Raw genomic sequence first — 26,765 nt, 5'->3', positions numbered from 1 at the left:
CGATCAGCATTCACACCCAGGTTGCCGCGCTCTTCCGACCCAGATTGGCGCGCGCAAGCGACACCAACGTTTGGCAATTTGCCGTCTTGCCAAGCGACGATGCATATTGGGCTGCGACACCGACCGAGCGTTCGCCCTTCTTCGGCACCGCGGTATCATCGATTCCCAGCAGTGCATCATCGCCGCCAACGAGGCGGTCGGCTCAAGGGGGCATCACCCCTCAGTCGTTCCTGTAATGCCGGCCGATCGACGACGAGGTTGTCGAGATGCCGCAGGGCTGGCCACTGGCTTTGGGCCAATCGCCCAACCAGCGCCCGCGTGCCGTCCACGACAAAGACGCCGCAATCAAATTCGTTCTCCTGCTGGGTCATGCGGACGGGCTCACGACGCGCACGCAGCCGTTGTGCGAGCATTTCTGCACGCCCGTCGTTTTGTCCCTGGTTAGAGTCATAGTGATAGGCAACTGGACTTGTCCGATCGCGACGATCAACGAACAGCAGCGACCAGTGGGTGCCGCGGAGAGCAGGATCCGAAGCACTGGCGTCGCTCACTGGCATGAACAGGAAGTCGGCTGTATCGTTACCACCGACATTTACAATGCGCTGGAAGGCGGCGAGCATCACGCTCGCCGACCCCAGCCGCAGATGATAGTGGGCGATGAGGGGATCGACGAGCCGCGTCCGGGCGGCGAGGTCCGGATTGTTCTGCTGCAAGTCCTGCCTCAGCAGTTCGTAGTCCCGGTGGATATGTTGGTCACCCAGCCACTCCCTAGCGCCGAGCACCCGCCCGCTGGGGTCGGAAGATGGGGTTTCCAACGCCCCGATCTGATCAGCGGAGGATGTACTCGGAAACGCCGGCGCAAAATGAGCATGATCTCGCAGTTGCTGCGGGGTGAATGGCATCGGATAACCAGCGCCGGGGAAGAGATCTGACAACGTAGCTCCTGAGGGCAGAGCTGCCGGCTCAGGGAAATTGCGGTCCGACTGCGCGGACGGCAATGGCCACGCGGAGCTCCAGCCGGCAGGTACCTGTGCCGCGATCTGGTTCGCCTCGCGCCAATGCTGCGACTGATCGCAACTTGCCACTTGCGGCTCGGCATAGTTTGGGAGCCAGCTTTCGCGGCGCTCCCATCCTCCGGGGGGCACGAGAGGCCCGATATCGGTGAGCGGCTGACGAGATGCTCGACCGGCCGAGGATCCGCTAGGATCGTGGACCGGCTGAATAATAACTTGTCTGCCTAGCGGATTGTTTACGGCCGGCTCCCACGCTCGGCTATCGAACGATGCCGTGTAAGGCTGAGTGTTAATAGACAAATTCGTCGGCCACTGCGACGGCCTCGGTAGGAGCCCTGCTCTGTCCAGTGCTTCGATCAGGACGCCGGGGGCCGGTTGCGGGCCATTGAATTGCGAGGGATCAAATTGCAGGGGAAGGAGATATCCGAAATCACGCGGCGACGGCCAAGCCGGTACGGCGGCTGCCGGAGCGGATGATTGTTGCGACAGGCTTAAGGAAGACGGCATGCCTTCCCAAAAGTTCGCGAGGTCCCAACTGTCGGCGGGCAGCTGGCCAGCTTGGTCCGCTTCCTGCCAGAGCTCCTCCGGATCGACAACTTGCAATGGCGAATGGGCTGCCTGTTCCCCCATCTGCCAGGAGCCGACTGCGCCCGAAACACCGTCCCCGAGGTTACTGTTGCCGGACGCACGCGTCATATCCAGGCCGATAGGCGGCGTAGTCTCTGTTCGCTGGTTGGAACGAGTTGCATCATCGATGATATGTCCGCGTTCTGCCGTGGAACTGTGATGTGGAGGCCCGCGATCAGCTAATGTGTTTGAGCCGCGATACTCACGAAGCGCTTGCAAGGCGGCTCTCAGCTCAGTTGACTTCTTAGCGTGAGCGATCAGGGATTCGTGATCGAGTGCAGTGATCGTTTGACCTGGCCCGAGAGATTTCGCCAAGTTGCGCAAAACTCGATAATACCGCCGGGCAGTGTCCCTGGTCCACTTTCGGCGCCTAGCAGCTGCTGCCTGGATGGCCCGGTCGATGAGAATCTCGTCTTCCACAGAGACAACTGGACCATATGGCGTGTCAGGCTCGCGATACCTCCGAAGGACCGTCAACCCGGGAACCACATACGGGTTATCCTGAAAAAACTCGTTTGCGTAGGCGACCAAGGAATTGTGATCGAGTGCATCAATAGTTTGCCCTCGCTTCCCGAGATGATTGCCCAATTGACGAAGAGCGTTAGCGTAAGTGCGTGCTGTTCCTTCTGTTAGACGCTTGCACGCAACATCGGCCTCGACAGCCAAGCGGATGAGGTTCCGGTCGTTATCGGACAGATGAGGATGGTTAGGGTTTGAACGCGGTGGCCCCCCTGCGACGGGAGCAGCCCCCACAGAGACATCAATTCGTCGACGTTTGTTATGTGGGGTGTCAGGCTCGCGATACCTCCGAAGGACCGTCAACGCGGAAGCAAAATGCCCGACATTCGAAAAGACATTTTTAGCGTGAGCGAGCAGGGAATCATGATCGAGTGCACCAATCGTTTGGCCCCGCTCCCCGAGGCGATTCCCCAATTTACGAAGAGCGTTAGCGTAAACGTATTTTGTTCCTTCTGTCAGCTTCCTGTGCCCAACCTTGGCCTCAAGAGCCGAGTTGATGAGGTTCTCGTCGTTATCGGACAGATGAGGATAGTTAGGGTTTGAGCGCGGTGGGCGGCCCCCTGCGATGGGAGCAGCACCGCCTTGGTGCTCCTCGGCCAAGTGCTGCTCAGAGTCCTCGTGCGCGACCTGGTCTACCGCTCCTGGCGCGGCCGGCTCTGCCTGTTGTTGCAACATGGCGTCGTACGCCTGCAGCCAACCTGGATCGAATGGATCGAAATTGTCTGGGTCCACGCCAATCTCCCGCGTCCGAAGCTAGATCGTCGCAAGTTCTCCACCTCAGCGCCAAAAACGGGAGGGGGTGATTGATCGGGATAGGGCGACAGTCCCGCACGATCGTGGGTAACAACTTTGATCCCTGGCGGCGCGTCAGCCAGCTGCGCTGGGGTGCCTCCAAACAGGCCCATATTCGCACAGACCGTAGAATTGCGGACCTACCAAAGCTGGGCGGCGGCGATCAGGGTGAGCACACTCCGTCTCGTCTTCTTCATCATCCGCTCCATCTAGCTGTTAGCTGCTCTATGTGATGGCCGGGGCCCCCTTTGATCATCTCCCAGTTACTATCCAGCATAGTACCCGCCAAATAGAAACGCCGCGCAAAATGCCGGGCGTTTCTATTGGCGGTTGGGCCCCAAAAAACGGGCCATCTCGCTTTGTCTTTAAATGGCCTTCCAGATGTGATCGAGGGAGCACGCTACCCCAATTCGCTCGGTGACGCGCGCAACAGTGCCTCCAGTTTACGCCCGCCTTGCTCGATCGCCTCAGACCAATGGCCGAACCGTTCCTGCGCGACGACTTCGAACGACGGGTACCACAGTGGCTTTCCGCCAGCCTGGGCCCAATACCAGGGATAACCGCATGGCACGAAAACCACGCCGGGAACTCCGAGTGCTCCGGCGATATGGACGGCGAAGCTGTCGGGCCCAACCACGGCGTCGAGATTGGCGATCGCTGCGATCAATTCCGCAGGGCGCTCGATATGCACACCGGCATCGATCGGGTGACGCCATCGCTTCATGTCGTGGCGTTGCGCTCCACTCATCAAACTGATCGGCGTGACGGAGTGTGGAATCACAGCGGCGACCTGTTCCATCGATAGGCCGAGAGCGCCGCTCTCCCATAAGATTCCTACCAACGGCCTTGCGAACACGGCCAAAGGAAGCCGTCAGGGCGATGTCTGCGGACGTCGCAGCGCTGCCAGCAGTGATTGACACGCCATTCTCGGCGGAGATCTCATAGATGCCTTTTGGCACCTTGTGCTGGACGTTGCCGTTCGTGACCTCCATCGTTTGGCCGCACCCGATTTTCAACAGTGCCGCGCCTTCGACATTTGTCTGGAAGTCCTTGGTGGTGAAGGCAAGTATGCCAGCGTTGTCGCTTTCATGCTCGCGGGTCACTGCCGGATCATCGTTGACCGTCGCCGCGAGACCAGTGACAAGTTCTGCCTCTTCGTCCGAATAAGAGCTGCGCGGCGGCAATCAGGGTGAGACTTCGCATTGCCTCGCCTTAATTGTTGCCGGATGCTGAGCCGTTGCCTCACGTAAATTGCTCCCTTGGATCGGGAACGAGCGGGGGCGAAGATGGGGTGGCTAAGCATGGCGACGCGGAAGGAGCTGACGGCGGCGGCAGGCGGGCGCTATCGGACGTCGGATCGCGCGAAGAAGGCGCGGATATTGGACGAGTTCGTCGACATCACCGGCTTCCATCGCAAGCATGCGATGCGGCTTCTTCGAGGTCAGGAAGACGCACGCCCAGGCCGGCGGGCGCGACGCCGGGTCTATAATGAGGCAGAACACAACGCGCTCGTGCTCCTTTGGGAGGCGTCAGACCGGATCTGCGGGAAGCGACTGAAGGCGTTAATGCCTGCGCTGATTGCGGCGATGGAACGGCACGGCCATCTCGGCCTTGCCCCCGAGATCCGCGACAAACTTTTGGCAATGAGCGCTGCGACGATCGACCGCGCATTGGCGCGGGTCCGAGAAGGATTAGGTCGCAAGCGCCGACGGCACGCGACGCACTCGTTGCGTCGCAGTATTCCAATTCGGACGTCGGCAGATTGGAATGATCCGGCGCCGGGGTTTGTCGAGGCTGACCTTGTAGCGCATAGCGGTTCATCGGCGCGCGGCAGCTTCATCCAGACCCTCGTGCTCACCGACATTGCTACCGGCTGGACGGAGTGCGCTCCTCTGATCGTGCGCGAACAAACGCTGTTGAGCACGGTGTTGACGGAATTGCGCAAACAATTGCCCTTTGCGCTGGTCGGCCTCGATACGGACAATGACACCGTGTTCATGAACGAGACGCTGAAAGCCTACTGCGATGCGGCCAACATCGTCTTCACGCGTTGCCGGCCCTACCGGAAGAACGACCAGGCGTTCGTCGAGCAGAAGAACGGCGCCGTCGTGCGCAGGATGGTCGGCTATCGTCGGTTCGAGGGCCTGGAAGCGGCCAAGCTGCTGGCTGAACTCTATCGATCGGCGCGACTGTTCGTGAACTTCTTCCAACCCTCGTTCAAATTGATAGCCAAGCAGCGCGACGGTGCTCGTGTGCGCAAGACATACAGCGCGCCGGCAACGCCACACCAGCGCTTGGCCGCCGACGCCCGCACGCCCGACGCGGTTCGCCACCATCTCCAAGAAATCTATGCCACTCTCGACCCGGTCGCGTTGTTGCGCGACATCCGCGGCGCGCAGGAACGCCTCGCGGCGCTCGCGGATACCCAGCCAATCGCCCATCCTGCTGCGGCATCGCAATCGATCGATCTCTTCCTGGCAAGCCTACGAACCGCCTGGAAGGACGGAGCTATGCGGCCGACGGATCGGCCAATCGTGAAACCGAAAAGAGGCCGGCGTCGTCCCGACCCGCTCATCGGGGCAACGCTAGATTTGCGAAAATGGTTTGAAGCCGAGCCCTGGCGGACTGGTAGCGAACTGCTCTCCCGGTTGCAGGTGGAATATCCTGGAGCCTATCCGAACAAGCTTCTTCGAACTCTTCAACGTCGGCTTAAATCCTGGCGCAGCGAGCAAGCGAACGCGTTATTGTTCGTTCCTGCGGAGAAAACGCTGCTGGGGCGCGAGGGCACAACAACCCAATGATGTGCCAGATGCCAGAGGAGGAGGCCGGGCGCTCCGAAACCCCGTATGCACACGAGGAGGGCCGCGTGATCGGCTCGTGCGCTCGTAAACGGTCCGCTCTATGATCGTCGCGCGTGAGGTTCAGGCCGCCCGCTGATCGGCAGTGGCCTGTTTTTTAGCTTCGAGCAGGCGCTTCCACTCCCAGGGCAGCAGTTCGTGCAGGTGCGAGGCGGGCAGATCAGCGATACGGGCCAGGACGTCGGCGAGCCATGCTTTGGGATCGACGTCGTTCAAACGGCAGGTAGTGATCATCGTCAGCATGACGGCGCAACGTTGAGCGCCGCGCTCGCTGCCTGCAAAGGTCCAGTTGCGCCTGCCCACAGCCACGCTGCGCAGCGCTCTTTCTGCGGCATTGTTCGTCAGGCAGATTCTACCGTCGTCGAGGAAGCGGGCGAAGTCGTCCCAGCGGCTGAGCAGTCGAGTAGCGGAGAAGAATTTCACCTCTCCGCCCTCACGAATCCGGACATGAAACTCGCGCTTCATCCGGCTTCTATCATCCAGCCGCGGGTCGAATGCCGGCCGTCCACAGGTACATCAGCTTCGGCTCTCGTTTTGCGAGACGTCCGAGCCAGTGTACTGCTGCGGTCTTTCGGCGTTTGAACCTCTTATATTTCCGCATCACCCATCGCGTGAGCGTCTCGTTGACATGGCGAAGGACGTTGACGCACTCCGTGCGGTAGTATCGCCCGTAGTAGTTCAGCCATCCCCTCGCCACAGGATCGATCAGCTTGGCAAGGTCTTTCAGCTCCTGGTTATTCCGTGTCGATGCTATCCGCCATTCGCGGATAGTCTGCCGGATTCCCTTGGCTGCCTTGCGGCTGATGGCCGGCACGAAGCTAACAAACTTCTTACCGCTCCTGTTGCGGGCTTTTCGCGGCCGGAAGGTATACCCGAGGAAATCGAACGTGATTTGCTCATATCCTCCGCTCCGATTGTTGTCCTTGCAGTAGACGATCCGGGTTTTCTCCGGGTGGAGTTCTAGACCGCATTCGGCAAGACGTTCTCGGATCGCTTCCAATACGGCTTTGGCCTCCTCCTCACTCCTGCAATGGACGATCGCATCATCGGCGAATCTTTCGAAACACAGATGTGAGAAGGTCCGCTGCATCCATGCATCGAAACAGTAATGCATGAAGAGATTGGAGAGCACGGGCGAGACAACGGAGCCCTGAGGGGTTCCCCGTGTTCGCTCGTCACGGGCTCCGTCTTTCCGTTCCACGGGAGCTTGCAGCCACCGCTTGACGTAGAGACGAGCCCAGCCCAATTCCACATGGTGGGCTACAGCTTTTTCCATCAGGTCCCATGGAATCGTATCGAAGAATGACTTGATGTCCAGGTCTATGACCCAATCGAATTTCCAGCAGCGCTCGCGCGCCTTCCCCACTGCGTCGAGCGCAGACCGTCGGGGTCGATAGCCGTAGGAGTCGGGGTGGAAGATTGGCTCCACTTCCTTTTCTATGACCATCTTTGCGACCGTCTGGGCAACGCGGTCTCCGACGGCGGGAATGCCGAGTTTCCTGACACTCTTGCCGTCAGATTTGGGGATTTCCACGAGACGAACGGGCGGTGGAAAATACGTCCCCGACGACATGCGATTCCAGACCTTGTAGAGATTCCTCTTCAGATCCTTTTCGAACGCCGCGATAGAGACGCCATCCACGCCCGCAGCTCCTTGGTTTGCTTTGACCTGTTGCCAGGCTTGCCAAACAAGGTGTTTGGAAATGTCATACGGCTTTGCCTCGGACATCAGCTCCTCCCCTTTTCGGGTTGGCTGTCGTCGTTGGCCAGATGATCGGGTCCCTTCGCTCTACCCGCATTACCGGGCTTCATCACTACTGCGAACCCGTCCGCCCCTGCGCCGTGCATCGGTACTCTCCCCTCAGCGGTGCTGCCGCCTTCAGGTTCTCCCTTGTCATCACGACGCAGGTTCCCACGTTCCACGCAAGAGCCTGCCATCAGGATCGCGCCGCCTTTACACCGGTTGCCACCTGGCCAAAATACAGGCCCTTGCCAGATTTGGTCCCAAGGGAACTACAAGCCCTTGGTTTCGACAACATCTGATCCAATTTTCGATGCTTCATCGGCGGTTCGTTTCCACTCGCCTTCCTGAGGCTTACCTGACGGGCATGTCGCCCGCTTTTTCCAACAACGCTCACCACCTCGGCCATTGTGCCGACGCAGCTTGTGGTGGTTTGGACCCTGATCCTGTAATCCGAGTCCGGAGGGCCAACCCCCATCTCTCGCGCAGCAAGGCTACTCGAAGTTTGGGTTACATTTTCATGTTCTCCCTCGTTCCTTCGCCTTCGTGGCGCACTGTAGTTCATTGGCTTCAGGACCTCGGAAGAACGCGAGAGGGTTTCGCCGCTCGCGCAGCAGCCAGGCGTGCAGTTCGTCGAACAACGGCTTGCTCTTTTCCTGGCGCACGGCACGCCGCTCGGCGGCTGTCTTGCCGTTGATCCCACGTTCGATCTCGAACAAGGCGTCGAGCCGTTTGACCGCCTCCAGCGCGATCGGGGAGATCGGCTTGCCCTTTCCGCCGTCCCGGGCATTCTTCTCGATGTCGGCTAGCTCGAAGAACCCCCTGCGGGCATGGGCCATGCAGAAGGCGGGCGTGAGCGGTCGGTCCTTCCGCCGTTCGTCGAACAACGGATTGAGACCGCTGTAACAGTCAGCCTGAAGGATGCCCTGGTACCCAACCAGGTGTTTCTGGGGATGTTCACCCCGTCGGTCGCTCGAGGCGTAATAGACTGCAGCTGGCGGAGCGGTGCCCGCGAAGGGCTTGTCATCCCGAACATAAACCCAGATACGTCCAGTTGTGCACTTGCCCTTCGCCAGGATGCGGATGGTGGTGTCGTCACCGTGAAGACGCTCGGCCGCGAAGACATGCTTCTCTATCAGCTCGGAGATCGGAGCCAGGGCGAAGGTTCCGTGGCCGACCTGGTCGGCCAGCGTGGTCACCGGCATGTCGATGCCCTCGCATTTGAACCGGGAGCTCTGGCGGTTGAGCGGGATGTGCATGCCGCACTTGTCGAACAGGATTGTCGCCAGCAGCTGCGGACCAATGAAGCCGCACGGCGTGGCATGGAACGGCGCCGGTGCCTGGCTGACCTGCCCGCAATCGCGGCAAGTGAACTTCTCGCGGACCGTCTCGATCAACTTGAACCGGCGCGGGATCTCCTCCAGCGTCCTGTTTGCATCCTCGCCCAGCTTCGACAGCCGCGACCCGCCGCAACAGTGGCAGGCCGTTGGAGGATCGATGACGATGCGCTCGCGCTCGATGTCGTCCGGCCAGGGCTTGCGCACCGGCCGCTTGCGCGTGAAGGCGCGTACGCTCTGCGTCTTCGCCGCTGCAGCGGCCGCGGCGAGCTCGTCCTCGGTCGCCGACATAACAACATCTTCAAGCTGCAGTTCCAGCTGGTCGATCAGTCGCGCCCCGCGCTCGGAGCGCTGCCCATAAAGCTCGCGTTTCAGCGTCTCGATGCGCAGCTCAAGATGTGCAATCAGCGCTTCGTTGCCGGACAGCTTTGCCAGCGCGTTGGCTGCTTCGGCCTGCGCACTCGCAGCCTTCGTCTCGGCTTGCTGACGCGCTTCTCGTTCGGCCCGAAGAGCCTCGCGCTCAACCCGCAACGCCGCCAGGGCGCTCGCAAGGTCAGAGGGAAGATCGTCCGTTTTCGATGTCACGAAGCCATCGAATCAGATCAGCACAAATATGCAATCGCAAAATGCTATCCGACACGCGTCGGGCGCCATGTTTCCTGCGGATGACGCCAATCTATTCCGGACAGAAGATAACTCAGCTGCGCCGGCGATATTGGAACAGCGCCTCCATCAACGGTAGGCCAGATGAACTTCCCACGTTCCAATCTTTTTGTAAAAAGGCATGCGCCCTGGCCATCGTGCCAGATGCACTTCAAAAGCGAACCACTGCGACCGCGGAAGACGAAGAGATTGCCCTCCATCGGGCTCATTCGGAGCACCTCCTGTACCCGCAACGCAAGAGACGGGAATCCACACCGCATGTCGGTATAGCCCGTCGCTAGCCACACACGCACGTTCTGGCCAGAGGGAAGCGATATCACCGCAGCGTCTCCAGACCACGCATGATCCGAATCAGCACGTCAACATCGACGCCCCTATCCACAATCACCCGACAACCGTTAGAAGCCACAATCTCCATACGACTGCCGGCCGCGCTCGTCATCGGCGTCGCGGGCGCCGCCGGAACCTCCGGCACGATCACCGCTGGCACAAATCCTTCAACCGAAGTCGAACCAAAACGCCCGGCCCGGGCTGCGTTACGCCAATCAGCCAACTGCGAGCGCGTGATCCCGTATTTGCGGGCCGTGGCCGACCCTAAACGGGGCAATGAATAGCTCTCGGCGACGATTTTCAGCTTGGCCTCGTCGCTGAACCGACGTCGACCGCCCCTATCAACGATCTCAAGCCGACTGACAGAATTGACTGTATGCACGTCCATACAGGCGATTTCTCACCTGTTCGCCAAAATTCACAACGCGCAATTCAGCGGTCATGGTCGTACGCGTACTAAACCCCGGCCATCTCCGCACCCGGCCTCCTCCTCAACCCTGGCCGGGAGCAAATTAAATGAGGCAACCGATCGCACTCGGGAGCATCGATATGTGAGGCAATACGCGTTCTCATCCTGTTTGTCGCGCTATAGATAACGAAGAAGACAAGGAAGAAGACGAGACGGAGTGTGCTCACCCTGATCGCCGCCGCCCAGCTTTGGTAGGTCCGCAATTCTACGGTCTGTGCGAATATGGGCCTGTCGGTGAATGGAGCCACCCCGGCGCAGCTGGCTGACGCGCTGCCAGGGATCAAAGTTGTTACCCACGATCGTGCGGGACTGTCGCCCTATCCCGATCAATTCACCCCCCCTCCCGCTTTTGGCGCTGAAGTGGAGAACTTGCGACGATCTAGCTTCGGACGCGGGAGATTGGCGTGGACCCAGACAATTTCGATCCATTCGATCCATTCGATCCAGGTTGGCTGCAGGCGTACGACGCCATGTTGCAACAACAGGCAGAGCCGGCCGCGCCAGGAGCGGTAGACCAGGTCGCACACGAGGACTCTGAGCAGCACTTGGCCGAGGAGCGCCAAGGCGGTGCTGCTCCCATCGCAGGGGGCCGCCCACCGCGCTCAAACCCTGACTATCCTCATCTGTCCGATAACGACCAGAACCTCATCAGCTCGGCTCTCGGGGCCGAGGTTGCGTGCGAGCGTCTGAAAGAAGGAACAAGATGCACTTACGGTCGCGCTCTTCGTCGATTGGGCGATCGTCTCGGGGCGCGAGGCCTAACCATTGATGCACTCGATCATGTTTCCTTGGTCGCTCTCGTCAAAGCTTTTTTTCCGAAAGACGGGAATGTGGTTTCCGCGCTGATGGTTCTTCGGTGGTATCGCGAGCCTGATACGCCATATGGTCTAGTTGTCTCTGTGGACGACGTGCGCCTCATCGACCGGGCCATCCAGGCAGCTGCTGGGGACCGAGGGTGGCTCAGCAAGACCGCCCGGCGGTATAATCGCGCTTTGCGTGACTTGGCGAATTCTCTCGGGCCAAGTCAAACGATTACTGCACTCGATCACGATTCGCTGGTCGACCACGCCGGTAGGGTATCACGGGGTGCCCACCACCTGAGGGACCTGAAAGCCGGCTTGCGAGCGCTTCGTGAGTATCGTGACTCAAACACATTAGCTGATCGCGGGCCTCCACATCACAGTTCCACGGCAGAACGCGGACATATCATCGATGATGCAGCTCGTTCCAACCAGCGAACAGAGACTACGCCGCCTATCGGCCTGATACGTGAGTCCGGCAACAGTAGCCTCGGGGACGGTGCTTCGGGCGCAGTCGGCTCCTGGCAGATGGGGGAACAGGCAGCCCATTCGCCATTGCAAGCTGTCGATCCGGGGGAACTCTGGCAGGAAGTGGACCAAGCTGGCCAGCTGCCCGCCGACGGTTGGGACCTCGCGAACTTTTGGGAAGGCATGCCGTCTTCCTTAAGCCTGTCGCAACAGTCATCCGCTCCGGCAGCCGCCCTACCGGCTCGGCCGCCGCCGTGGGATCAAGCCACCGGACGATCTTCATTTGCCGGTACTTCGGAAGCGTCATCGAGTTTCGTCGCTCGCCTGTCGGCGGCCGATTTTGGAAGTATCGTCGGTTTGAGCTGGGAGCACGGCAGCCAACCGGCTCCCCCCGAGCTGATCCGCGCCCTCGACGCACGCGGACTCCTGCCGGGGCCGTGTCGGCCGACACATCTGAGGATCCTTGATCGATCGTATTCGGCGCAGTGGGCAGGGAGAGGAAGAAGGGAGGTCGCGACCTTAAATAATTTGCTCGGCGGTGACGTTATGCTGATTCCGGAACCCGGGTTTGAACACCAGGGACCGGTGCAGGTGCGCCCCGGAACTGTTCCATCATCTGCGGTCGCGGCATCGTCCACAGCCGGTGCATCGTCCTCCGGGCAAGGCGGTTCGCAGGCACTGTACGGCCTTCCGGACATCGGAGAGTATGTTCCCCAGGACTTTGCTCACGGCGACACACGACCGATTGGCGCACAGGACTGGGGTGGCACCAGCGGTGCCGAAAGCATGGGACCATCAGAGATGCCCACGGGCTTTTGGGGGCGTCATTTCGAAGAAAACATCGTCAGCGATCCTTGGCAACACACCAGTACTTCTGGCTCCGATCGGCACAGCGCCGCCATCGGAGTGCCGCCCGCGGCACATCACCAGGCGCCCTCACAGGCACTCGCGGGCGCATCGCTGCCTGCCTTGTCTGTCGGCCCGTTGAGCGACACGCTCCAAGCATTTTTGGCGCGATTCAATGCCTACGTGGGACAAGCCAGTGGCCAAGGACTGAATTGCCTGCTGGAAACGGTTCTTCAATTGGCCAGCAACACGGAGCGACAGGACGACGAAACGCCGCAGACTCAGCAACTTCAGCAACAGGCTCAGTTGTTGCGGAATAGCCTGGTTCAAGACGGCACGGTCGATCCGCATGGCGAAATCGACCTTTACGGCGCTGGTGTCGGGGTCGTGCTGGCGACCAGTTTTGGCCTGCGCATTCAAGCCATCGAGGCACATGCGAATGGCGGGTGGACCGTGCATCCTGTCCTGGGTCAGGAAGGTCGACTGGTGCACATTTTGCACACGCCGGGGCATTTCCAGCCGCTGTGGCCTCGGCACTAAGAAAGAAAAGCCGAAGCCCGCGCGAGCTCGGTACTGCAGCCCCAGCGCATGCGACGGCGATGAGCGCGCAGACACCGGCGGTGCTTAAAGTCAGCAACGTGCTCGACAAGGTCGCCAAATCCGTGCAGGGCGCGATGAAGAACGATCTGCGCACCAGTCGGAGGCGATAACCGTCGTATTTCACTTCGTGGAGCCAATCGGGGCCGTCCGGAACAGGTGTGCCCTTGGTCGGCAGGCAAAACTCAAATGAACGCATCCGGGAAAAATAGGCATTCTCGGCTGAATTGGGAGTGGAACCTGCCGGGATGCCGCCTTAACCTTCGTTCATGTCGCGGTGCGGCGCTCAAGACTGAAGGACATGGGAGATGCGCTTGGGCTTGGCGGGTTGGGTATCACTATTAGTCGTCGTACTTCCATCCATTTGTTCTGAAGAAGCGATGGGAGGAGATCCGACGACTTTCGATTTCAACTATTTCGAGTCCTTGCCGCGAAAGGAGATTGTGAGCGCCGCGCAAACGTATCTGAACAGTCGCTTTCCTGCGGGTTCAGATCTTCAAGTTTTGCAGAAAGAGCTGGTTTCCGCTGGCGCGAGATGCGCGAGGGGAGTCGGGCGGCGCGGCGTGTACTACGAATGCGATTACGAAAGATGGGCTGGAGTGCCACTGGTCACAATTGAATGGAAGATAATATTGCGTCCAGATGCAGATGAGAAGAGGCTGCAAGAGATATCAGTAAACCGTGGACTGACGGGGCTTTAGAACGCGCTGTCCGCTTCCGTGACTTTCGGCGAAGTGGCAGCATCGCTCCAAGAAGTCGGCATTCGCTTCGGAGGAATGAAGTACCAAGGCCCGGCGAAGCAGGTAGCGGCTATGCTGCACAGCAGGAAACGGCTCATTTGTTTGATGCCGGTGCGACGTTAAACCTTTGCCGATGCTATGCGAGGTCCGGAGTTAAGCCAAGGCTCCGAAATTTCAGATGAATGTGTCCCTTAGCTGTGCGCTGGAGATGAATCAATTCGCCGCGCCTTGGCTCCGGGCGGCCTTGCGATTTATCATTTTCTCCGTAGCCTCAGCTACAGCAGTACAACGAACCCAAGAGGCCATCCATTGTGACAACTGGGCCGACACACCACTTGAACGATACGCTCCATGCCGAGGCGGAGCGTCTATTGACGGCCGCGAAAATTTGGAAGCTCGGGAACTTTGGATGGCTGAATGCATATGATGCCGATCCCGATCTCTTCGGACATGCGCAATGGCAAACAGACCCTCCAATCGACAATCCAATGATCTTCAATGCGCGCGGAACGCACAAAGCCGCGCAACCCGAGCCGCCGGAATGGCTGAAGACGATTGCTATCGCTGGCGCAGACTTTGAGGGATTGATGGAAGCCGCGCGAATGTCGATGGGGCTGTTATTACTGTCAATCGATGCAGCGAGGGGGAGGCATTTTGTCAACGACCCCTTTTTTGATCTTCACCGCATGAGCGCGCTGATTTATCTCGCGACCGCATCGGAGCGCCTACGCGAATTGTTCATTGCCGCCGCGTTCAGGCGGGGACAGGAGGACTATAATAGATCCAAGGGCACGGTTCACGGCGAGCCCCGCAGAAAGTTTTCATCACCCTTCATTGAGGCGGCCGACAAATTCACAAACAACGGATGTCTGTCGAAATTGATTGCTCTCGCTCCTGATATCGTCGAGATGCGCGACGAGAGGAATACTTTGGTCCATGAGATCGCTACTGAGATCGCGCAACGTGAGCGCCAATCTCATGCGGAACAAAGTGGACCACCTGCGCCGACTATCGAAAACTTCCAAAAGCTTCAATCTATCCAAGCTTCCTTTCGTGAGAGGTTCGCTAGAGAACGCGAAACCGTAATCAAAAATCTGTCCGATCGCTAAGAGCTGGCTCCGCAAATTCGGACAGTAGCTTGAGTGGATTTTCTGCCTGAGAGCGGCGAGGCTTCTTGCCGCGAATCAGGAGCGAAGATGACGAAGAGGAGTCGCCGGACGCATTCTCCGGCATTCAAGGCAAAGGTGGCTTTGGCGGCCGTGAAGGGGGAGAAGACGTTGGCCGAGCTGGCGCAATTGTTTGATGTCCATCCGAACCAGATCACGACCTGGAAGACCCAACTCCTGGAAGGCGCCGCCGGAGTGTTTGGGCAGGACAACGGACCGGCCGAGGCGCCGGTCGATTTGAAGGCGTTACATGCCAAGATCGGCGAGCTTGCGTTGGAGAACGATTTTTTGTCCGGCGCGCTCACCAAGGCGGGCCTGCTGAGCGCAAAGCGATGATCGACCGCGACCATGATCTGTCTGTCGTGCGCCAGGCGAAGGTCCTGAACCTTGCCCGCAGTACGGTTTACTATGAACCTCGGCCGGTTTCGGCCGAGGACCTTGTCTTGATGCGCCGGCTCGATGAGCTGCACCTCGATTATCCCTTCGCAGGGGCGCGCATGCTGCGATCGCTGTTGCAGCGTGAGGGCATGCAGATTGGCCGCCGCCACGTCGCGACGCTGATGAAGCGCATGGGGATCGAGGCGATCTATCGCCGTCCGAACACGAGCAAGCCCGCACCGGGCCACAAGATCTACCCGTACCTATTGCGCGGATTGAAGATCGAGCGGCCGAACCAGGTCTGGGCAATGGACATCAGCTACATTCCGATGCGACGTGGATTCGTCTACCTCGCGGCGGTCGTCGATGTGTTCAGCCGACGGGTGTTGGTCCATCGCGTATCGATCACGATGGAGACGATATTCTGCGTCGAAGCGCTCCAGGAGGCGTTGGCGAAGCACGGCAGGCCCGAGATCTTCAACACGGATCAGGGTAGCCAGTTCACCAGCCTCGACTTCACCGGCGTGCTGCTGGACGCGAACATCGCCATCAGCATGGACGGCAAGGGTGCCTGGCGCGACAACGTGTTCGTCGAGCGGCTGTGGCGCACTGTCAAATACGAGGAAGTCTATCTGCGTGCTTACGACAGCGTGCTCGAGGCGCGAGCATCGATTTCCAAATATCTGGCGTTCTACAACCGAGGACGTCCTCACTCGAGCCTTGACGAACGCACGCCCGACGAGGCTTACTTCGGCGCGCAAACGATGGTGACGGCCGCATGATCGTCGCCAACGATTTTGCTGCGGCTCTGGTCGGGCTTACGCCCTCCCGACGCCACAGCAAAATCGTAAAGCCCCGCCTTCAGCATAACCCGGCAGGAATCCACTTAATTTTCGCGGGGCGCTGTCCAAACAACCGGGGCCAGCTCTCTATTCTCTCTTGGTGCGTGTCAGCAACGAAATCTTCGAGTTCGAACATCACGTTCGCCGCCGACCATGAAACGTGCGCCGATCCGGGCCGGATTGCCGTGCTGGCGCGGTTTGCGGTGCGCTGGTGCGTTGAACCAGCAGGATCAACCGAGGTCGGTGGCGTAGCGCAAGACGAGGTTAAAGGTAATCGCGATGTGTAATCTCTATTCGATCACCACTAACCAGCCGCCATCCTCGCGCTCTTCCGCGTCGTCAACCGCTACGTCGGCAACTTACGCCGATGCCCGGCGTCTTCCCGGACCATCCCGCGCCCGTGATCCAACACAGAAGCCGGAAATGAAATGACGCTGATGCGGGGGGGCATGCCATCGCCGCCGCGCACAGGCGCCGCGCCGGTCACCAATATCCGCAACACTTCATCGCCGCACTGGCGCGGCTGGCTTAAGCCCGAAAACCGTCGTCTCGTGCCGTTCAACAGCTTCGCCGAATACGCGCCCGAGCCGAACCCGGCGACCAAAAAGAAGGACGTCGTCTGGTTTGCGCTGAATGACGACCGTCCGCTCACGGCGTTTGCGGGCATCTGGACTGAGTTCAAAGGCGAGCGTGGCACCAAGTCCAAGCCGATCCCTGCTCCGCACCTTGTCTATGGCTTCCTGACGACCGACGAGGAGCGGGACGTGTGGATGCGCGCGGCATGGGATGAGGACAAGGCATCGCAACGACCGTTGCCGGATGATGTGCTCAGGATTGTGATGCGCGGAGCGGATAAGGAAGATCGTACGGCGGCCTAATCGAAGGCAGCAGACGACGCCCAATACATATTACTTGTCTGCTCAGGGGAATATTGGGGCTCCGTGGGCATTTCTGCAATAATACCCGCTAAGTGTCCGACCGAAAAATAAGTTGAGTGATATCAGCGAGTTCTGATTCCATTGGTGTTGCGAAGCATCAAAGGGATCGAGAATGTGGACTGATATCACTCGGGCACAGTTTGCCCGAGAGGAGCTGCGTTTGCCAAGCGACTTGACGGATGCGGAATGGGTCGTGCTGGAGAGGTTGCTTCCTGTGCGGGCCAAGCGCGGGCGGCGCCCGAAATGGAGCTATCGGGACATCGTCGAGGCAGTGCTCTATCTGCTGCGCGGCGGGTTGCCGTGGCGCATGCTGCCGCCCACTCTGTTTCCACCAATGACCACGGTGCAGTACTATTTCTACCAATGGCGGGACAGCGGATTGTGGCAATCGATCAACCACGCACTCCTGATGCTGGCGCGCGAGGCGATCGGCCGGGAGGCCTCGCCGACGGCTGGTGTGATCGACAGCCAATCGGTCAAGACCACCGAAGGTGGCGGCCCTCGCGGCTACGACGCGGGGAAGAAGATCAAGGGTCGAAAGCGCCACATCGTCACCGACACCCAAGGGCTCCTGGTCGGCGCGATCGTTCACGCTGCCGACGTCCAGGATCGCGATGGCGCGCCAGATGTCCTGTGCAGCATTCGCTACCGCTTCCCCTGGCTGCGCCATATCTTCGCCGATGGCGGCTATGCCGGCGGAAAGCTCAAGGCGGTGCTGGGAAAGATCGGCCGGTGGACTGTCGAGATCATCAAGCGCTCCGATGCCGCACAGGGCTTCGAGGTGCTTCCGCGCCGCTGGGTGGTCGAACGAACCTTCGCCTGGCTCGGCCGCAACCGCAGATTGGCCAAGGACTTCGAGCGAACCATCGAAAGCGCAACTGCCTGGCTCTTCCTCGCCTCCGTCCAACTCATGACAAGGCGCATCGCAGCCATAAAAACAGCAATGCAATTTTGAGTCAGACTCTAAGGGAAAGCGAAGTTGTTTGGATTGAAACGGTTAGCGCGGATCGGCCTGAAGCGTTCGAGGGGTCGGTCAATTTCGTTCCAGAGATAGTCGCCGGTGAGTGCGATATGAGCCCAGGGAAGCGGTGCGACCTGGGAGAGCAGCTCGGCGGGAATATCGATGCCCTGGGTGCGGACATAATCGACAGCGCGGCTGAGATAGACGGTGTTCCACAGGATAATGGCGTTGACGACGAGGTTGAGACCTGACGCCCGATAGGCCATGGTTTCCGCCACGCGGTTGCGCAGCTCGCCAAGCTGGTGGAGGAAGACCGCCCGGGCAAGGGCGTGACGGCTTTCACCCTTGTTGAGGATGGCATGCGATCTGCGCCGGAGCTTGGTGTCGAGCAACCAGTCGCAGATGAAGATCGAGCGTTCAATCCGGCCCATTTCACGCAGCGCCTGATTGAGCCGGTTTTGCCGAGGCGATGCGGCAAGCTTCTTGAGGATGACGGACGGCGGCACCAGGCCGGCGCCGATCGATGCCTTCAGCCGCAAGACCTCATCCCAGTGCTGCTCGATGACATCCATGTTGACGGTTCCCGCGATCAGCGCCCCGAGCGGCTCGTACGCCGGGTCGGGATCGATGACGAAGAGCCTGCGATTGCCGAGATTGCGGATACGGGGAATGAGCCTATAGCCGAAGCCGTGGAACATAGCGAATGTCGTTTCGGTCGCGCCGGCGGTATCGGTTGCATGCTCATGGATTTCGACCGAGCTCTCGTTGTGAAGGAGGCCGTCGAGCACGTAGGGCGCTTCGCTCTCGGACGCCTGGATCATCCGGGAGAAAAAGGAGGCGAAACGATTGGACAGGAAGCCATAGACCGAGGCACCTGGTCTTTTGCCGTATTTTGCATTGTATTCGAGACTGGCTTCACCGCGCCCGCCTGCCGGAAAGAACTGCCCGTCCGAGGAGGAGATATGACCGTCGCCCCAGACCTCGGCGAACGGATGGGCTTGCTGCGCATCGACCAGCACGGCAGTCGCCGTGGCGTAGGTTTCTGATCGTAGATGCCGATCCACCATTAGCATCATCTGGTGGATTGTGACGCCGCGTGAGCTTTCCGCCATGCGTTCAGCACCGGCATTGGTGGCGTCGGCAAGGATAGCGGCCATCAGTGCTGCCTCATCGTTCGCCGTCTCGCCGGTGCGATAGTGTGTGAAGCTGTCAAGGAACCTGGTCCAGCTGTGGACCTCAGCAAGCAGGCTGGTGATCCTGATCCGGGGCACGAGGATATAAAGACGCCGGCTGAGCGCGACGATCCTGTCACGCTCCTCCTCGCGGATCGGGGAGACCGACAAACCCTTGTCGGAAATAGCCGCATCTGGAATGGCGTTGGCGGCCGCCGCCCTTGCCAGCTCTTTGAGTTTCGCGTCGAGTGTGGCGGTTCGTTCAGCTCGCCATTCGGCAAAGCTGTCAGGGATGGCAAGCCCGAGCCGCCCTTCGGCGCGCATCAGGGCGAAGATCGGTCGAGGCAGAAGATAATCCTCGAAACTGCGCCATGCTCGGCTGCCATCAACCCATATGTCGCCGGCCCGCAGGCGCTCCCGCAGGTGAACGAGCACCGCCACTTCCCAGGCCCGCAGGTCGATGGTGACACCGTCCGAGCGCACACGTCGCCGCCACTTGCGGGTCATGAACGCGAACGGCACCTGCGCGGGTAGTTTCCTGCCACTGTAGAGCGCACGCAGATGATCCACTGCCCTCAAAACCGGATCATCGGGACGAAACGACCGGAAAGAGAACGCGCCGAACATGAGCCTGCCCAGCTTTCGCAGCGATTTGTGCCGCTCTATGAGCTCATCGAATTCGTCGCTGCGATCGGGGCGCACAACGGACCTGGCTGCCGCCATGCTGGCGGTCAATCCGTCCCAGCCGAGTGAGACTGCAATTGCGGATGCGAGATCGGTGTTGCTCTCACGGGCGGCCAGAAGCGCCTCGCCGAGCTTGAGATGATCGAGCGCCACCCCATCAAGAATCTCGGCTTCTTTCAGCCGGCGTTCTGTGCGGCTCAGTTCAGCCTTGCGACGGGTGCTGCCGATCAGTTTGCAGAACATGTCGATCGCAAGGTCGGTGATTGCCGCCTGCCTCTCGATGACGAACGCCGTCAGCGTGGCGTAGCGGCGCTCGGATGTCAGGCGTCGTATCTCACGGGCATGCAGAATGCGGGCGTCCCGGGCGATGATGCCATAGCGGTTGGCATGGATCGTTTTACGCCGCTCATCGGAAATCGCCGCCGAACGCAGAACCTCAAGCCGGGCAATCAGGCCCTTGAGGTTTTTCAGTTTCGTCCCCTCCGGCGCTTCCGCAATCCAGCCGAGATGGTTCCGATCGCCGGACCGATCGATGAGAAGCTGATCAAGCGCCTCGATGGACGGTTGCTCCATGCCCCGGATCAAGCCGCGATAAGCCTGTCGTCGCGCTGCCGCCCGGCCCGCCATCGCCAGACGTATCAGCAGTTCCGGCACAGGAACGAGCAGCTTCCTGTCCTTCAGGGCTTCGATCACGGCCTTGGTGATCGGCTCGCCTTGTTCGGTCGCGGCGGCATCGCGTGCCGCCGCGGTGATCAGGGATCGATAATCGCTCGCCCGGACGGGCTGGAGATCCAGTGCGACGACAATCTCCCGCGTATGTTCTCGACGGGTTTCCTCCCGCTGGGCATAGAGTGCGAACACCGCAGCGTCGATGCCCAGCTGGTCGGCGACAACGGAGACGACCGCCTGAGGCGGAACTTCCCCAGCGCGGAGCGGACGACCGAGATCACGCACCAGGGCGAGTTGGATGGCAAAACCCAGACGATTATGCGATCGGCGATGCGCCCTGGCGAAAGCGATGTCCTCAGCGGACAGCGCATAGCGCGCAAGCGCCTCTTCATAAACGTCGGGTGGGTCGAACAGAACGGTACGCGACTGCGCGTCGAGGAAGGCCATCGGTCACACCCGCTCTCAAACTGGGGGAGCAGGCTCATCTTCTTTGCCCGGTCCGGTCCATCCGGTTCGCCGCAATGTGTCGATGAGCGTCGAGCGCGGCACCTTGAATGTCCGACACACCGACGCCTTGCTGGCGCCGGCTTCCAGCGCCGCCAGAATCTGCTCGACCTTTTCGGTGTCGATCGTCGGTGGCCTGCCGCCCTTGCGACCGCGCCGGCCTGCCGCCGCCAGACCAGCGTTGACCCGCTCCGTGATCAGCACTCTCTCGTATTCGGCAAGCGTGCCAAACAGGTTGAACAGGAATGCGCCGTGCGAATTCGTCGTGTCGATCGCTTCCGTCAACGAGCGGAAGGCGACCCCGCGTATCTTCAGATCCTCAACGATCCGGATCAGGTGGGAGAGTGACTGGCCCAGACGGTCGAGCTTCCAAACGACCAGCACGTCACCTTCGCACAATTCTGCAAGGCAAGCCTTCAGCCCCGGCCGATCGTCGCGCGCGCCCGAAGCGCGATCCTGATGCAGGTGACGCTGATCGACCCCGGCCGCGAGCAGGGCGTCGCGCTGCAAGGCAACCGACTGCCGCTCATCACTGCTCGATACCCGCATGTAACCAATCAACATGCACGACAAACCTCAAATTCCGAGTTGCCGCACAGTCTTACATTCCGACAGGGTTTGTCGCGTAAATAATTGCCCGGTCACCCCGTCGATTTCGACGCGCAAAAATCTCCTAGCGGGTATTATTGCAGAGATTCCCACGGAGCCCCAAGATCGCTCACTTCCTCAGTGATCAATCCGTCGCCGAAGCTCAGCTGCGCCCGCCGCATCTTAATCACAGCTCTTGCCCCCCGCGTGCTCGGCGCTTTGTCGCGGCTCTCTCCGGTCGCAGCAAATCGTGATTGAGCTCGCAGATCGTCTCGATCGCCTCCTTCAGCTTCTGATAATTGTCGAGCCAGCGGCGAACCTCGCCAACCCGTTCGCGGCGCACACTGATTTGCCGGCTTCGTCCACCGGCGTAGCTCACCGTCAGCACGAAGACCTGGTGCCCTTCGCCGCGCGCGCATTTCGGGCAATCTTTGGTATGTCGGACAGTACGCTCCAGCAGCGAGCCACGCAGAATCTCGCCGGTGACCGGCAATTTGCTGGCCAGCTTCTGGCGGGCCCGGAGAGCTTGCGCGCGTTTCATCCGCAAGAATGAATCAGCGGCAGCGACCAACGTCAACTGCAATTCCGTCCGACCTTGCAGTTTTCAGCCCACCGGCCGATTCTATTCAAAGGCTAACCAGACCAAATTTTGCGCCGGAGAGTAGCTAACCGGAAGGGCTCATAGCCGAAGGAGTCAGAGCGCGAACGTCAGGGCTTGGCGGCATCATCAAGTCCCAGGGTTGCTTTAATATCCGGTGGCGTTTGCGCCGACGGCTCACCTGTGGCGGGCTGCTGCTACGTTACGTTCATCGGCGAGGTCGGAAAGACGCGGACGATGATCTTCTGGCCGTTCCAAGACGGCACCGCCAGAATCGTCCTTCCCGTGAAGGGCCGCAAACCTTCATTCACCAGGGACCGAATACGTGCCGAGATGAAATCCGCGCTTGGGTGGGGTGATAGTCGAGTAAGGTATTAACGTAAAAAGTGCAGTCGGATTTTCCTTCCAAACCGCGATGTTATTGGCTCTGACGAACACCAGACCAAAACGAGTTTGAAATTCGCCGGGCGTCTCTGATTTTCCGATATCAGACCGTGATCTGCATGAAAACTGTAACCTCGCTCGCTTGGACCAAGGATAAAACAAAATTCTAATCTTCGGTATCAGGTGGGAAGCGATAGATTTCCTCGAAACTTTGATCGACGAGAAGCCCGACGTTCCATTGCGTGAAGTAGACGACGTCATGGGGTGACAATTCTTCAACCAGACCTGTTTCGACATTGAATGTTCGAGAGTGGTTGTTTTCATACCCTCTTATGAATCGTTTTTGACCCGCACAGATGAGAACCGAACCGGCTGAAGATCCAGCTTCGGCAACGCTCGTCAGCACCGGCCTCAAAACTGCACCCGGAAAGTGGATGAACGTCTGATTTAGCCCGCCGACCTGGAGCCAGCCGAGCCGTTTCTCTCGCGACGTTGATGTCGGGAGCGAAATAGCCGCTCTTTTGTTGTCAGCGACAGCAACGCAAATGCCGAAGGATCCGCCGCGCGATAGATCGAACATGAAGAAGCCCCCAAGCGGGATGCTATCAAAGTTTGTAGTCACTCCGTTGAAATCAACTTTCATTGGGAATTCCCTTTCGCTTCGCAGAATGTTGGACGGTTACTCCCCGATCTTGACAACAGATAAGCACCGCCCGCCGCAAGCGCAACCATTGCGAGAGAAAATGCCGTGACTAGCGGCCCGTCCTCTCGTCACGCGTCGCCGGACCCTCTCGATTGCCTCGCTAACCGGATCATGCATGATCATTCTCCACTGCCGGCGCGGAAGTTACCGCCCCCAATCCTGTCCACGCCAGGCAAGGCCTCCGACCCAACCATGGCCATTATGTTGTCAACCAGCCGCCTGTACGCACGCGCGTCAAGGTCACACTCACCCGGATTGGTCCAGTCTGTGAAGTTCTCCAAAGCGCATACGCGCGCCTGCAATGCGAGATCGGCGAGCAAGACCGCCGACGTTGCTGTGATCTCATCGACCGCCCAACGGCCTCCGCGTTGAGCACGGTCCATTCGGTCAGGTCAGCGAAGAAATTTCGCCGACACTCGACAATCAGCGCCTCATACTCGGCGCCCCCCGATTGCAACGTCAGTTGGCGCAGTGCATCAGCGACGGCGAGCCGTTGTTCGGCACTCAGCTTCGCGCCGGCGCCGAGCGCCTCGACGATTTGCTTCAGCTCGTCCGCGAAAGTGCTCACACCGACGATCCGCGATCCGGATCGAATTCCGCTTCGATCAGCTCGGGCAGGGCGGCGGCATCGTCGCGCAATTTGCGCGCCGCGCGCGAGCGCACACCGCGGAATTCGGCGCGCAGGACATGCAGGATGTCACGCTGTGGCAGCGCGAACCTCGCGGCGATCTCGGGCAACGCGCCGTCGACGATCGATACGGCGCGGCCGGCGATTTTTGCCAACTCGGCACGCGCCGTTTGGCTGTCAACGAACCGACCGGCACGCGCCGCTTCCTCCTCTGCGCGCCGCCGGTTCTCACGCTCCAGCGCCTCGAGGCGCCCGCGCTTGAACGCCTCCTTGAGCGCCGTCGAGGAGCTCGCCGGCGCGGCGACTGCCGCGGCTGGCGCGATTTGCTCGGCCGCCTGCGCCGCCGACGCGTCCAGCCTGGTCGCGAGGCCATTGCCGATACGCTGGACCAGATCGAACCGCTGCCGCAGTGCTCGTCGGCAACCGCTACGCGGATCTTGGCCCTCGGCCCTTGTCCGTCGAGCGCATCACCGTCGATCTTGCCATCGGAGATCCATTGCGAAATGCTGCCAAGCCGCAGTCTGCTGGCGATCCTCGATCCACAGCCAATCGCTTCGTGCGGGGGCGTGCGCGAAGGCGAGCAGCTGCGGCGTTATGTGGTACGGATACGGTTCAGCAACTGTTAACTATCCGCCGCAGCAAGCCGCCTTCTTGGAACTTCGGCATCGTGCTCGCATTGCGCCCCAACAACCCTAAGGGGACGACGCAGTGCAACATCCAATCCGAGACTTATGCCAGCCGAGCGCGCTCCTCGCGAGCCTCGCTTTCTGCGCCGCTTGGTTTGTGACAGCGAGGTTCAATGATGATCTCGCCAGGCTCGTCCTTGCAATGGCGGTTTCGAGCTGGGTAGCTATCGGTTCGGGCATTATTGGTTTTGTATTGCTGCAGGTTCAACAGCAGCAGTCGTGATAGCTTCCAGCGGCTACATTCGCCGTTCGCGCGCTGGCGAATGCGGGCGCGCACCGCAATGCGGTGCTTGCCGTCCGCCTCGCTGATGTAGGCCTTCCAGTGCGCAAAGCGCTGAACGTGTTCGACGTTTTAGCGTCGAAGGATGCGCCAGCAGTGTTTTTAAACCATCGGCCCTCGCCGTAGCAACCACTGTCAAACGCCATTCGGAGTTGCCCCTCATATTGCCTCAGATGAGAACATTACCGAAGCGAATTACCGTTTCTACCCGGATCCGGCTTGCCGCGCGCCCGAGCAAGCTGCTCGCGGAGCGCGCCTTCCATAGCGTTGTAGCGAGCGAGCGGGTTGCGGCGATTAGGCGACGGCTGAGGCTGAGGCTGAGGCTGTCAATCGGCCCTTTAATTGCGGGTTGTTGCAAGCTGCCATTCTTTCTCTTCAGTGGCAGGCCGGTAGCGATTGCTCCGTTGGAGCTGGGTCGGGTTCCGAGCCGATCATTAATCGGTCGGGGCACGGGCCTGCGCCAGAACCCGGCAGGCGCCGGCTCTCGATCACGCCTGCCGGCGATACCGTCCTCAAGCTTTCCACGAGATCGTCGATGTGGGTGTAGAGCGTGGCGAAAGGCGCCGATGAAATGCAAACGTTCGCTCGCAGCAACGAGTGCTGGCCGCTTAAACTCTAACCCCTGAGGAGCCAGCCCCTCCCTTCGCGGGCCGCCTAATTATCCTCAAATCATTTGACGACGGAGAACGGTTACGCCGCTTGTGCGGCGCCAGCAACCGGTCGGCTCTCTGCTGAGATGTTTCGTTGTCGTGCAACACCTCGAGGCTGCAGACGCGAGCGATCGCCACGGCGCGGCGCGAGATTCGCTGATGGTTCATGGATTTTGCTTTTAGCTCTGATGCCGGTAGCGGACTGGCTGCCGGGGTTCAGAAACCGTAATCGTGAACGGCCAATGTGCTTTTGGGGTGCCCCTTGGACATGGGCGCACCGCCCCCGCCGAACGGGGCTGTTACAACGCTGGCCCATTGATTGGCCACGGATACTATCTTGGGTTTCTGAGGCCCAAGCCTAAGGTGGCATACAACCTAGACGTTTGCAACAGCCATTTTCTACTCGAAGCGCGACGAAACCGCGCGCTCTCGTAAACGGTTGCAAGGCTGGACGCAGACGGAAGACACGTTGGTCGATGAGGAATGGTTGGTGATCCCTTGGGTTTTCGTGCCCAGGGCTGCGCTCGGTCTTACAAACCCGAATTGCTCAAGCTCCTCCCGAAAGCGCGGACAACGAACCTGCAAACCGTGCTGCCGTGGCTCTACTGCACTTACGATGAAAAGCCCGACACGGACATAGACGCAAAAGACGGTGAACATGGTCCGTCCAAAGACGTGCCGGACTCCTAATTCGCTACGTCATCTCTGAAAAGAACGCAGCCTGTTCGTCTTGGCAATTTTTGCCAGAGACCTATCACCGACGGGCGCGCTCAGACCCGCAGGTTTTCAGCGCTGCCCTTGCCACGCTTGGGGTCGACTTTGACTTCGTAAGAAATCTTTTGGCCTTCTGCCAAACCAGAGAGTGCAGCGCGTTCTACGGCGCTAATGTGGACAAAAATGTCGTTTCCGCCGTCGTCTGGAGCGATAAATCCGTACCCCTTTTGATCATTGAACCACTTCACAGTGCCTGTTGCCATACGATCATTTCCTTTGCCGCCGCGGCAGTCCGAGCGCGGGTGGGTAATGGTGCCGAGAAACAGAGCAACCCGCGTGCCGGACCGAAAATTCTGATCCCACAGTGATGGTGAGCATCGGGGCGACGTCAATGGACGCAAAGCTGACAACCGTGTGCGA

The 26,765-nt window shown here is 59.9% G+C and carries 19 protein-coding genes and 5 pseudogenes; 8 read left to right on the top strand and 16 right to left on the bottom strand.

Going from position 1 to position 26,765, the window contains the following annotated elements; translation table 11 throughout:
• Positions 1–46 precede the first annotated feature (46 nt).
• The 3 genes and pseudogenes from NLM33_RS48975 to NLM33_RS48965 all read right to left on the bottom strand — a co-directional run.
• Positions 47–202: pseudogene (locus tag NLM33_RS48975) on the bottom strand (transposase); the annotation flags it as partial.
• Positions 177–2,891 carry a Ulp1 family isopeptidase gene (locus tag NLM33_RS48970; protein WP_254106660.1) on the bottom strand — a complete coding sequence of 905 codons (2,715 nt, stop codon included), beginning with the start codon at positions 2,889–2,891 and terminating at the stop codon, positions 177–179. The gene NLM33_RS48970 and the pseudogene NLM33_RS48975, both read right to left, overlap by 26 nt.
• A gap of 460 nt (positions 2,892–3,351) precedes the next feature.
• A complete protein-coding gene (locus tag NLM33_RS48965; RefSeq protein ID WP_254106659.1) occupies positions 3,352–3,750 on the bottom strand; it encodes a hypothetical protein in 399 nt (132 codons plus the stop codon).
• A 487-nt stretch (positions 3,751–4,237) separates the two neighbouring features.
• On the opposite strand from NLM33_RS48965, the gene NLM33_RS48960 reads away from it, so the two are divergent.
• On the top strand, positions 4,238–5,752 hold the full coding sequence (locus NLM33_RS48960) for an ISNCY family transposase (protein ID WP_254106657.1): 1,515 nt from the start codon (positions 4,238–4,240) through the stop codon (positions 5,750–5,752).
• Between the two features lie 120 nt (positions 5,753–5,872).
• Here the strand turns inward: NLM33_RS48960 and NLM33_RS48955 are convergent.
• The 5 genes and pseudogenes from NLM33_RS48955 to NLM33_RS48935 all read right to left on the bottom strand — a co-directional run.
• A pseudogene (locus tag NLM33_RS48955) lies at positions 5,873–6,208 on the bottom strand (transposase); the annotation flags it as partial.
• Positions 6,209–6,284: 76 nt separating this feature from the next.
• Positions 6,285–7,538, bottom strand: a complete 1,254-nt coding sequence (ltrA, locus tag NLM33_RS48950) for a group II intron reverse transcriptase/maturase (protein WP_254096825.1) — start codon at positions 7,536–7,538, stop codon at positions 6,285–6,287.
• A gap of 556 nt (positions 7,539–8,094) precedes the next feature.
• Positions 8,095–9,472: pseudogene (locus NLM33_RS48945) on the bottom strand (IS66 family transposase); the annotation flags it as partial.
• 44 nt (positions 9,473–9,516) lie between these two features.
• Positions 9,517–9,837: an IS66 family insertion sequence element accessory protein TnpB gene (gene tnpB, locus NLM33_RS48940; protein ID WP_371930196.1), complete on the bottom strand. Its 321-nt coding sequence runs from the start codon at positions 9,835–9,837 to the stop codon at positions 9,517–9,519.
• 29 nt (positions 9,838–9,866) lie between these two features.
• Positions 9,867–10,268, bottom strand: a complete 402-nt coding sequence (locus NLM33_RS48935; RefSeq protein ID WP_254106358.1) for a transposase — start codon at positions 10,266–10,268, stop codon at positions 9,867–9,869.
• 485 nt (positions 10,269–10,753) lie between these two features.
• Here NLM33_RS48935 and NLM33_RS48930 point away from each other — a divergent pair, with 485 nt between their 5' ends.
• The 6 genes and pseudogenes from NLM33_RS48930 to NLM33_RS48905 all read left to right on the top strand — a co-directional run bounded on the left by NLM33_RS48930 (position 10,754) and on the right by NLM33_RS48905 (position 18,079).
• Positions 10,754–13,003 (top strand): hypothetical protein, encoded by a 2,250-nt coding sequence (locus NLM33_RS48930; RefSeq protein ID WP_254106656.1) that lies wholly within the window; start codon positions 10,754–10,756, stop codon positions 13,001–13,003.
• A gap of 1,132 nt (positions 13,004–14,135) precedes the next feature.
• A complete protein-coding gene (locus NLM33_RS48925; protein ID WP_254106655.1) occupies positions 14,136–14,909 on the top strand; it encodes a hypothetical protein in 774 nt (257 codons plus the stop codon).
• Positions 14,910–14,996: 87 nt separating this feature from the next.
• A protein-coding gene (locus NLM33_RS48920) for an IS3 family transposase (protein WP_254095161.1) occupies positions 14,997–16,126 on the top strand; the annotation gives its coding sequence in 2 pieces (ribosomal slippage) (positions 14,997–15,249 and positions 15,249–16,126; 1,131 coding nt in all).
• A complete protein-coding gene (locus tag NLM33_RS48915) occupies positions 16,123–16,473 on the top strand; it encodes a hypothetical protein (protein WP_254106654.1) in 351 nt (116 codons plus the stop codon). Before NLM33_RS48920 ends, NLM33_RS48915 begins: the two co-directional genes overlap by 4 nt.
• Positions 16,466–17,064: pseudogene (locus NLM33_RS48910) on the top strand (SOS response-associated peptidase family protein). Before NLM33_RS48915 ends, NLM33_RS48910 begins: the two are co-directional and overlap by 8 nt.
• Before the next feature lie 172 nt (positions 17,065–17,236).
• On the top strand, positions 17,237–18,079 hold the full coding sequence (locus NLM33_RS48905; protein ID WP_254099474.1) for an IS5 family transposase: 843 nt from the start codon (positions 17,237–17,239) through the stop codon (positions 18,077–18,079).
• A gap of 8 nt (positions 18,080–18,087) precedes the next feature.
• Here NLM33_RS48905 and NLM33_RS48900 read toward each other — a convergent pair whose 3' ends face one another.
• The 6 genes from NLM33_RS48900 to NLM33_RS48875 form a co-directional block, all read right to left on the bottom strand.
• Positions 18,088–21,057 (bottom strand): Tn3 family transposase, encoded by a 2,970-nt coding sequence (locus tag NLM33_RS48900; protein WP_254106653.1) that lies wholly within the window; start codon positions 21,055–21,057, stop codon positions 18,088–18,090.
• A 15-nt stretch (positions 21,058–21,072) separates the two neighbouring features.
• The gene (locus NLM33_RS48895; protein ID WP_254106652.1) at positions 21,073–21,678 is read right to left on the bottom strand and encodes a recombinase family protein; all 606 of its coding nucleotides are present in this window, start codon (positions 21,676–21,678) and stop codon (positions 21,073–21,075) included.
• 211 nt (positions 21,679–21,889) lie between these two features.
• On the bottom strand, positions 21,890–22,273 hold the full coding sequence (locus NLM33_RS48890) for a DUF6788 family protein (RefSeq protein WP_254106651.1): 384 nt from the start codon (positions 22,271–22,273) through the stop codon (positions 21,890–21,892).
• A gap of 577 nt (positions 22,274–22,850) precedes the next feature.
• Positions 22,851–23,327: a hypothetical protein gene (locus NLM33_RS48885; protein WP_254106650.1), complete on the bottom strand. Its 477-nt coding sequence runs from the start codon at positions 23,325–23,327 to the stop codon at positions 22,851–22,853.
• A gap of 259 nt (positions 23,328–23,586) precedes the next feature.
• A complete protein-coding gene (locus tag NLM33_RS48880) occupies positions 23,587–23,955 on the bottom strand; it encodes a hypothetical protein (protein ID WP_254106649.1) in 369 nt (122 codons plus the stop codon).
• Positions 23,952–24,125, bottom strand: a complete 174-nt coding sequence (locus tag NLM33_RS48875; RefSeq protein ID WP_254106648.1) for a hypothetical protein — start codon at positions 24,123–24,125, stop codon at positions 23,952–23,954. Before NLM33_RS48875 ends, NLM33_RS48880 begins: the two co-directional genes overlap by 4 nt.
• A gap of 60 nt (positions 24,126–24,185) precedes the next feature.
• On the opposite strand from NLM33_RS48875, the gene NLM33_RS48870 reads away from it, so the two are divergent.
• Positions 24,186–24,641 carry a hypothetical protein gene (locus tag NLM33_RS48870; protein ID WP_254106647.1) on the top strand — a complete coding sequence of 152 codons (456 nt, stop codon included), beginning with the start codon at positions 24,186–24,188 and terminating at the stop codon, positions 24,639–24,641.
• Between the two features lie 760 nt (positions 24,642–25,401).
• On the opposite strand, the pseudogene NLM33_RS48865 reads toward NLM33_RS48870, so the two are convergent.
• Together NLM33_RS48865 and NLM33_RS48860 are read right to left on the bottom strand one after the other, a co-directional pair.
• Positions 25,402–25,551, bottom strand: a pseudogene (locus tag NLM33_RS48865) (hypothetical protein); the annotation flags it as partial.
• An 850-nt stretch (positions 25,552–26,401) separates the two neighbouring features.
• Positions 26,402–26,608, bottom strand: a complete 207-nt coding sequence (locus tag NLM33_RS48860) for a cold-shock protein (RefSeq protein ID WP_254106646.1) — start codon at positions 26,606–26,608, stop codon at positions 26,402–26,404.
• Positions 26,609–26,765 lie beyond the last annotated feature (157 nt).

The organism is Bradyrhizobium sp. CCGUVB1N3, from assembly GCF_024199925.1.
GTDB lineage: Bacteria > Pseudomonadota > Alphaproteobacteria > Rhizobiales > Xanthobacteraceae > Bradyrhizobium.
The sequence above is the reverse complement of the archived record's forward strand: the minus strand, read 5'-3'. Positions and strand labels throughout refer to the sequence as shown.